The 8,805-nt window shown below is 64.8% G+C and carries 9 protein-coding genes; 6 read left to right on the top strand and 3 right to left on the bottom strand.

The annotated features are described in order from the left end of the window. The first annotated feature begins 431 nt into the window (after positions 1 to 431). Complete coding sequence (locus RIF85_RS01495; RefSeq protein WP_309070129.1) at positions 432 to 1,430, top strand: DUF559 domain-containing protein; 999 nt, start codon at positions 432 to 434, stop codon at positions 1,428 to 1,430. A gap of 216 nt (positions 1,431 to 1,646) precedes the next feature. Continuing rightward, positions 1,647 to 1,805 carry a hypothetical protein gene (locus RIF85_RS01490; RefSeq protein ID WP_309070128.1) on the top strand — a complete coding sequence of 53 codons (159 nt, stop codon included), beginning with the start codon at positions 1,647 to 1,649 and terminating at the stop codon, positions 1,803 to 1,805. 69 nt (positions 1,806 to 1,874) lie between these two features. Here RIF85_RS01490 and RIF85_RS01485 read toward each other — a convergent pair whose 3' ends face one another. Continuing rightward, positions 1,875 to 3,341: an oligopeptide:H+ symporter gene (locus RIF85_RS01485; RefSeq protein ID WP_309070127.1), complete on the bottom strand. Its 1,467-nt coding sequence runs from the start codon at positions 3,339 to 3,341 to the stop codon at positions 1,875 to 1,877. 49 nt (positions 3,342 to 3,390) lie between these two features. Beyond that, positions 3,391 to 4,809 carry an amidase gene (locus RIF85_RS01480; RefSeq protein ID WP_309070126.1) on the bottom strand — a complete coding sequence of 473 codons (1,419 nt, stop codon included), beginning with the start codon at positions 4,807 to 4,809 and terminating at the stop codon, positions 3,391 to 3,393. A gap of 92 nt (positions 4,810 to 4,901) precedes the next feature. Here RIF85_RS01480 and RIF85_RS01475 point away from each other — a divergent pair, with 92 nt between their 5' ends. From RIF85_RS01475 to RIF85_RS01460, 4 genes are all read left to right on the top strand, one after another. Continuing rightward, positions 4,902 to 5,228, top strand: a complete 327-nt coding sequence (locus RIF85_RS01475; RefSeq protein WP_309070125.1) for a rhodanese-like domain-containing protein — start codon at positions 4,902 to 4,904, stop codon at positions 5,226 to 5,228. Next, positions 5,225 to 6,172, top strand: coding sequence for a prephenate dehydratase (gene pheA / locus RIF85_RS01470; RefSeq protein ID WP_309070124.1), 948 nt, complete (start codon positions 5,225 to 5,227; stop codon positions 6,170 to 6,172). Before RIF85_RS01475 ends, pheA begins: the two co-directional genes overlap by 4 nt. A 32-nt stretch (positions 6,173 to 6,204) precedes the next feature. Further along, complete coding sequence (locus RIF85_RS01465; protein ID WP_309070123.1) at positions 6,205 to 7,176, top strand: DNA topoisomerase IB; 972 nt, start codon at positions 6,205 to 6,207, stop codon at positions 7,174 to 7,176. Between the two features lie 85 nt (positions 7,177 to 7,261). Further along, entirely contained in the window at positions 7,262 to 7,648 is a 387-nt protein-coding gene (locus tag RIF85_RS01460; protein WP_309070122.1) for a hypothetical protein, read from the top strand. A gap of 8 nt (positions 7,649 to 7,656) precedes the next feature. Here RIF85_RS01460 and RIF85_RS01455 read toward each other — a convergent pair whose 3' ends face one another. Beyond that, positions 7,657 to 8,760: a diacylglycerol kinase family lipid kinase gene (locus RIF85_RS01455; protein WP_309070121.1), complete on the bottom strand. Its 1,104-nt coding sequence runs from the start codon at positions 8,758 to 8,760 to the stop codon at positions 7,657 to 7,659. Positions 8,761 to 8,805 lie beyond the last annotated feature (45 nt).

Genomic DNA, 8,805 nt, shown 5'->3' with positions numbered 1-8,805 from the left:
GGGATACGCCGGCGACCTTGGCGACATCGAGCGCCGTCGCTTTGCGTGCTGCCATGGATCTCCTTCGCCGGATCGGTGCAGCCAGTCTAACTAATACGTGTCAGAGTGGTGGGCCGTCCTTGTTCCTTCCGCATCGAGTGCGCGCTGGTTGCGTCGAGTGGGCGCGTATGACGGCTTTGCGCAGCGGACGTGGTCGCCAGCGCCCACTCGGTGGGCTGGGCGTTCGGAGAAGGATGAGGGCCCGCGTCGAGTGGGCGCGTGTGACGCCTTTCCGCAGCGGACGTGGTCGCCAGCGCCCACTCGGTGGGCTGGGCGTTCGGTGAAGGATGAGGGCCCGCGTCGAGTGGGCGCGTGTGACGCCTTTCCACAGCGAACGTGGTCGCCAGCGCCCACTCGATTCATGGAGTGCTCGAGAGGGTGGGATACGTCCTGTGGACAACGTCTGCGCGCCCTGCCTCGACGGCAACATGGAACGGGTGAACTCCGCATCCATTCCCCTCCCCGGTCCGTTTTCCTTCACGGTCGACGAGGCCCTCGAGCGTGGGTTGCCATACAGCCGGCTTCGGCGCTCGGACCTCACCATTCCGAGCCGGGGCATCAGATCCGTCAACGGTTCCGACCCATCGCTGCTCGACAGGGTGGCGCCGCTGACCCGGCTCGGCTGCCCGGATGCCGCCAGTCACGCGACCGCCGCGGGACTCTGGGGAATTTTGCTTCCGTTCCGTCTCGAGGAGGACGAGCGACTTCACCTCACCCGGTGGAAGGGCACAAACCGGGTGAGGCGGCCCGGCGTAGTCGGGCATCGCGCACCGCTGATGCCGAAGGACGTCGTCGAAATTTACGGTGCCTCAGTAACCTCCCCTGCCTGGACGTGGACCGACCTGGCCGCTGTCCTGTCTCTAGAGGAACTGGTCATCGCAGGCGATTCTCTTTTGCGGCGGCCCGACGCCCCGCGTCGCCAGTGCAGTCTCAACATTCCAGATCCACTTGCCACCCCGGCCCAGATCGCCGATGTCGTGGATCGGCGTCGAGGCTCGCGGGGGATACGGCGTGCACGGGAAGCGATGCCTCTTCTCCGACGCGGTGTGGATTCAGGACCCGAGTCCCGTCTGCGGCTACTGATCGTGGAGGCGGGACTACCCGAGCCGGAGGTCAACCAATGGGTACTCGACCAGAACGGACAGCGCGTCTCAAGACCCGATCAGATGTACCGGGAACTGCGCATTGCTATCGAGTACGAGGGCGAGCACCATCTGGTGGACGCCGCCCAATGGCACCGCGATATCCGCCGGGACGAACGACTGCGCGAGATGGGATGGACAGTGCTGCGCTTCACGAAGAAGGACCTTGAGCCGGGCAGGGAGCGGTCAACGGTTGCCCGAATCAGGGCCACGATGACCAGAGCCGGTGCATCGACCGGGCGCCCATAACGGATTTCAGCGAACGACGTGGTTCCCAGCGCCCACCCGATGAGGAGGAGCGGGGTGAGGATGGGGTGGTTCCCAGCGCCCACTCGATGAGGAGGATCGGGGTGAGGGTGGGGTGGTTCCGGGCGCCCACTCGATGGGGAGGATGGTCAGAGGCGCCCTAGTGCCTGCGCCTGCCGGGCGGTACGTTGGGAAGACCCGTCAACGAAAGGTTGTGACATGAGCGATAACCCCACAAGCGACGAGCTCGACGAAACCGACGACGAAGTTCTGGAAAAGGACGCCGAGCGCGCCGCCGGCACGTCAAGTTCCCTCGATGAGGGCGGCTATGGCGGTCCCGGTCCCGAAAGCGAGACAGGCGACGACGACGGCACCTGATACTTCTCATCCATTACGACGACGGCGCCCTCCCGCGAAGGGGGGCGCCGTCGTCGTTATGGGTAGGGGTTAGCGGACGCCGCTCATCATCTTCTTGATGGCGGGAGTCGCGAGGGCAAGGGCAATGCCAAGCACGATCGCAGTGATGCCGCTGAAGGAGAAGTACGGCACCTCATTGTCCTGGTTGTAGTACCCGGCGAGGATGCCGGCGAGGGTCGTTCCCAATGAGATCGAGAGGAAGAACAGCGCCACCATCTGCGTCCGGAAGACGCTGGGGGCCAGCTTAGTCGCCACGGACAGGCCGATTGGCGACAGGAACAGTTCCGCCCAAGTGAAGAACAGCAGAATGACCACGAGCGCGATCAGCGGGGTGCTGTTGGGACCACCACCGGAGAACGGGATGAAGAGCAGGAACGCAACGCCCATGAACACGAGGCCGAGCGCGAACTTCAGCGGCGAGGACGGCTGACGGCTGCCGAGCTTGGTCCACAGCGCAGCGAAAACGGCGGCGAAGATGATGATGAAGATCGGGTTGATCGACTGCACGAAGCTCGGGGGCATGGTCCACCCGAACAGATTGCGGTCGAGGCTGCGGTCCGCGTAGATCGCGACGACGGTGAACTGCTGCTGGAAGAGCGCCCAAAAGGCAGCACTCGCGATGAACAGGGGGATGAAGGAGTACACCCGCTTGCGCTCGATGGCCGTGACGCGCTTGCTGCGCAGGATCACCACGAAGTAGGCGATCGATGCCGCAATTGCCAGATATGCCATGGTCTGGGCGAGGTTGGCCGGGGTGACGAGGCCGGTCGCGAAGGCCAGAACAATAACGACGACCGCGCCAACGGCGATCAGGCCGAACCGGCCCAGCCGCCCGGACGGCAGCGGATTGGTCACCGCGTGGGCCGTGTCCGGCAGGTTCTTCCGGGTCAGCGCGTACTGCACCAGACCGATGGCCATGCCGATGGCTGCCAGACCGAATCCGTAGTGGAAGCCGAGTTCCGTCCAGGCGAGCCCCGTCAGCAGCGGGCCGATGAGGGCGCCGATGTTGATGCCCATGTAGAAGATGGAGAAGCCGGCATCACGTCGTTCGTCGCCCTCGGCATACAGGGTCCCGACCAGCGAGGTTGCATTGGCTTTCAGTCCACCGGAGCCCACTCCGACGAGGACCAGGCCGACGGCCAGGCCGAGCCCGCCCGGAAGCAGGGCCAGGGCGATGTGACCGCACATGATCATGATCGCCGAATAGAAGAGGACCTTCTCGGAACCCAGGACGCGGTCTGCAAGCCACGCTCCCAGGATGGTGGAGAGATAGACGCCACCGCCGTAGGCGCCGACCAGGCCGGTGGCGATTCCCTGGTCAATCCCGAGGCCGCCGTCGGCCACCGAGTAGTACATGTAGTAGAGGAGAATGCCCTGCATGCCGTAGAAGGAAAAGCGCTCCCAGAGTTCTACGCTGAACAGGTTTGCAAGCATCCGGGGATGACCCAGGAACGTCTTGTCCGCCACTGTGGCTGTTTGGTTGTGAGTTGTGCTCATTTACTCCATAGTGCCAGTCACATTTCGGACTGTCATATTCAAAGCGTCCTTAACCAGTTATGCTGATCGGTTTTGGATTGGTGCGGAAATGGTGCTCCAGCTGGGCGGAGACGGTAAGCAGTTCCGCCTCGGCGCTTGGCCTGCCGATGAGCTGGATACTCATTGATAACCCGCCGGCAGTGCTGTACACCGGCACCGAGATGGCGGGCAACCCGCACACGTTCACCATCGAGGTATACGGCGAATACTGGCACTGGCGCATGTAGTCGGTGTCCGCATCGGCATCGGTGTACCAGCCGATGGGCCGGGGAGTCATGCCCAGCGCCGGTGTGGCGATGAAGTCATATGCCGAATACTGCTCGATCGTGTCCTGCTCGAATTGCCTGAGGATATCGACGGCGGCGGCCAGGTCCGCTGCCGACCTGCCCTGTGCACGGTGCCGCAGCGTCCGTGCAAGTGTTGTGAGGTCCTTCTCACGGGCAGCGGGGATGCGCGCGACGGCGAGACCGGCGGTCCATACCGACTGGAAAGCCTCGTGATAGCGCCGGTCGTAGTGCAGGTCCGCTTCAACGACGTCGTGTCCCACAGCGACCAGTGCTCGCACGCCCGCGTCGAAGGCGGCACGCGCATCGTCGTCGAGCTCAATCGGGAAGGCCGCCGCGAAGGGTGAGAGATCGCTCACACCGATGCGGAACTTCCCCTCAGCACGGAGGGCCGCATCGAGGAAGGGGCCATGGGCGGCTGCGCTCGTCGCGTGGTAGTTCGGCTCATCAACCATCGCATCGAGCAGCAGGGCGGCGTCCGTCGTCGTGCGCGCAAGCGGTCCGGCAACCACAAACTGTCCCAGATCGCTCTGACCGGACCCGGACGGAACCCGGCCGCGGTTGGGCTTGAGGCCGATCAGCCCCGTTGCCGCAGCGGGAATCCGTACTGAGCCGCCGCCGTCGGTGCCCGGCGCCAGCGGGATCATGCCGGCTGCGACGGCCGCGGCACTTCCACCCGACGAGCCCCCCGAGCTCAATGCGGGATCCAGCGGGTTCCGCGACGGCGGCGCGATCAGGTTCTCGCTGTAACAGCTCAGTCCGAACTCGGGCACCTGCGTCTTCCCCACGCAGATGGCGCCCGCGCGGCGCAGCACGGACACGAGCGGGGAGTCCGTAGCGGCGACCGAATGCTGCAGCGCCGCACTTCCGTGGGTGGTCACCACACCGACGACGTCGGCAAGATCCTTATGGGCGAGAGGCAGGCCGTGAAGCAGGGGCAGGTCATGACCTGCGGCCTGCCGCCGGTCAGCTGCGGCAGCTTCGGCCAGCGCCGCATCGGCGGTCACGGTGATGAAAGCTCCCAGAGCGGGATTCAGTGCCTCGATCCGGTCCAGGTAGTGCTCTGTCAGTTCCCGCGAGCTCAACTTCCCCTGTCGAAGATGGCTGACTTGCTCAAGGGCGGTCAGCTCGTGGAGGGAGCTCATGGGCACCTTTCGATAGCTGTGGGATGAGTCCGGTCCCACTATAGGCTTGGATGCAGTCCGCAGAATCGGGTGAGCGACAGGAGCGGGGCGGTATGACCAACAGTGAGAATGTGTCCATCGAGGCAATCAGCGAGGACACGGTCGTTCTGGACGTCCGGGAGGACTACGAGTGGGAAGCCGGGCACATCGAGGGTGCGCGGCACATCCCGGTGAATGATCTCCCCGCACGGATCGACGAGCTGGACCCTGACGAGGACCTGCATGTCATCTGCCGCACGGGCGGCCGCTCCTACCGGGTGACGGAATGGCTGGTCGCCAACGGTTACTCGGCGGTGAACGTCGTCGGCGGTATGGATGCGTGGATTGAGGCATCCAGGCCGATGGTTTCCGAGACGGGCAAGGAGCCGCGCGTCCTATGAGTTCGTACGCCTATCTAGGCCCTGAGGGAACGTTCACAGAGGCCGCACTGCTTCAGGTTCCCGGCGCGGAGAACGCGGAACGGGTCCCCGCGACCACGGTGAATGCGGCCCTCGACATGGTGCGCTCCGGTCGGGTAAAAGCTGCAATGGTTCCGATCGAAAACTCCGTGGAGGGCGGAGTTTCGGCAACGCTGGACGCCATTGCGCAGGGCGAACAGCTTCGCATCATCCGTGAGGTGCTCGTACCGATTTCCTTCGTCCTGGTCGGCAAGCCCGGCATGGAACTCGCTGCCATCCGGTTCGTCGCAACCCATGGCCATGCCTGGGCGCAGTGCAGGGGGTGGACTGAGAAGAACATTCCCGCGGCGGAATACATACCCGCGTCCTCCACCGCTGCAGCAGCACACGAGCTGCTTGACGACGGCGCCGACCATGATGCAGCGATCTGCTCTCCACTGGTTGCCAGCCGCCTTGGATTGACGGTGCTCGCTGAGCACATCGGCGACGTTGCCGACGCCGTGACCCGCTTCATCCTGGTCAGCAAGCCTGACTTCCTGCCTGAGCGGACCGGGGCGGACAAAACGACGCTGGTTATCCCCCTCCCGGAGGACCATCCCGGCGCCCTGATGGAAATCCTCGACCAGTTCGCCGCCCGCGGCGTCAACCTCAGCAGGATCGAGTCCCGACCCACGGGGCTCTTCCTGGGCGACTATTTCTTCAGCATCGACGCGGACGGCCATATCGCCGACGCCCGGGTGGCTGATGCACTTCAGGGCCTACACCGGATCAGTCCGGGTCTTCGTTTCCTCGGTTCTTATGCCCGTGCGGACCGCAGAGAGTACGAGGTGGCCAGACACACCTCCGATCAGGCGTTCGAGGCGGCGCAAGGCTGGGTCCGATCCATCCTGGTCTCCCCCGCAGCAGGCTCCGAGGACATAGGCTAGGGCATTCTTTACGGGCAACAAGAGGAGACGGCGTGCCGCGACTCAGACGCAGTGACTGTAACAAGCCCGGCTATACGCGCCGTCGTCATGGGAAGGGCTTCAGCTACCGGGACCAGCACGGGGAGCCGTTGACTCCTGATGATCTGGCCCGGATCCGGGAGCTTGTCATTCCCCCGGCTTGGCGGGACGTCTGGATCAGTCCATACCCCAATGGGCATATACAGGCGGTGGGAACGGACGACGCCGGGAGGCGCCAGTACATCTACCATCCCGCCTGGCGTGAGAAAAAGGACCGGGAAAAGTTTGACCGTGCCCTGAACTTCGGCGAGCGGTTGCCCAGCGCACGTCGGGTCATCACCCAGCATCTTCGGAGCGATGGTAGCGGCAAGGAACGCGCGTTCGCGGCTGCACTGCGAATCGTGGACTCCGGTGCGCTGCGCATCGGCTCGGCGCAGTACGCTGCCGAGAACGGCTCCTTCGGTGTGACAACCCTTCGAGTGGACCACGTAACCATCAGCGGTCCGCTGATCACCCTGCAGTTTCCGGGCAAGAGCGGGCAGCTGTGGGATACGACGATAGAAGACCCGGACCTCGCCGCGGCGCTGGAACCGATGATGTCCAGGGAGGACGCAGACACCATGCTGGCGTATCGAATGCCGGACGGATCCTGGCATTCAGTCGACGCCTCCCAGCTCAACGAGTTCCTCCGCCAGGTCACGGGCGGGGGCTTCACGGCGAAGGATTTCCGCACCTGGCAGGCAACCGTCGTGGCTTCCATGGAACTCGCCCGGATGGACCTGGGTGCCACCAGCCGCACTGCGCGGCAGAAGGCTGTTGCAGCGACCATGCGCTCAGTCGCGGACCATTTGGGCAACACTCCGGCGGTCGCGCGGAGCTCGTACGTTGATCCCCGCATCGTGGACCGCTTCATGTCAGGGGAGGTCATCCCGGTGGCGAGCTACTCAGCGTCCGAGAAGGCTGTTCGCGAGCTGCTTAATGACTAGGAATCCTTTCGCCACGCCCAGATGCTAAGTAGGCTGATGGTGAGCGCCCGGCCAGGGGCGCGACCCTTGATGAAAGGCAGGCACCATGAGCGAGCAGCCACACAACAGCGAGGTCAACCCGAACGAGGGTGACGGAGCAACCTCCGACCCGAACTGGCACGGCGACGCCGGAGACCAGGGGAATGACCTTCGCTTCGCGGAGGAACAGCAGTTGATCAACAGTCAGGCGCAGAACGCCGATGCTGTCGGAGATGCCTCAGCGGGGGTTACCGGAGGCTACACCGGCGCCCAGCGTGCGGACGGCGTGGGGGAGTACACCGAGGGCGGGGACCAGCTCGATGAGGGTGAGTACACCGACGTCGACGGCACTACAGACGCCGACTCCGACCTCGAGGGCGAATACACGGATGTCGACTCCGTGCCATCCCTTCAGGAGGGCGGGGACGACGCAGAAGGCACCGACCGCCGCTAGCGGACCCGCTACTCCTTCAGGGAATCGCTGAACATTCCTGCTGATGGTCCGGTTGCCCTCCCGGGGACCCGGACCATCAGCGCGCCTGGGACGACTCCGACGCTGAGCGACGTGACATCACCGGAGGTGTCTCCGTCCAGCTGCGTGCCTGTTGCCTCGGATACGCGGACCTCCACGCTCTTCACCCGGTGGTAGCTGATGACGGGGATGGGGCCCGGATGGCGGAACAGGATTTTCCCGGCTACCCATAGCCATCCGAGCATGCTGCGCGGACTGGTGATCACTATGTCCAGGTAGCCGTCGTCGATCGTGGCATCCGGTATGAACGTGATCCCGCCCGGGAGCCGGGCGCAATTGGCGAAGAGGACGCTGTGGACCTTGCGTGTCTGCGCAGGTTCTCCATCAAGGCTGATCGACATGCGCTGACGCTTGCCGGGCAGGCTCCGTACCCCTGCCTCGCTGTAAGCCAGCCAGCCGAATTTCCGCTTCAGGGTGTCCTTGGTCGCTGCGACGACTACGGCGTCGAGGCCGACGCCGCCCATCACCAGGAATGTATGGTCGCCGCTGACTCCGGTCCGCTCGTTGTGCAGCTGCACACGGCCCATGTCGATCCGCCGCACCGCCCCGTGGAGTGCCTGCCGTACGCTACGGGGGACATCGTTGACGGCGATGCCGAGGTTGCGCGCCAGCAGGTTTCCGGTCCCCAGCGGCAGCAGTCCCAATGCGGCACCGCTGTGCACCAGGGCGGACGCCACGGCACGAACTGTGCCGTCCCCACCTCCGGCGATCACGACGTCGCACCCCTCCTCGACCGCGCGTCTCGCCTGGGCTTCACCGGGCTCCTCCACCGTAGTCTCCAGGATCAGGGGCGGATCCCAGCCCGCATCGGAACAGGCCTGCTCAACCTGTTCGCGTGCAAGGGACGCGCTCAATTTCACCGGGTTGAGGACCAGCGCCACCCGCTGACGCTCACCGGTCGGCTGGACCGCCGCACGCGGCTCGTCCCAGTGAGGCGCCCGTTCGCGGCGCAGTTTTCGTACTCCCCACCAGCTGAAAGCTGACGCGGCCGCGGCAACAACCGCAAGGGCGACGATGATCCACTCGAGGGGCATGATTCCCCAGACTATCCTTCAGCGCGCGGGTGCGGGCGCCCGGGT

It is taken from the genome of Arthrobacter sp. (assembly GCF_031179385.1).
Lineage (GTDB): Bacteria > Actinomycetota > Actinomycetes > Actinomycetales > Micrococcaceae > Arthrobacter_D.
This window is presented reverse-complemented; position numbering and strand designations above follow the sequence as displayed.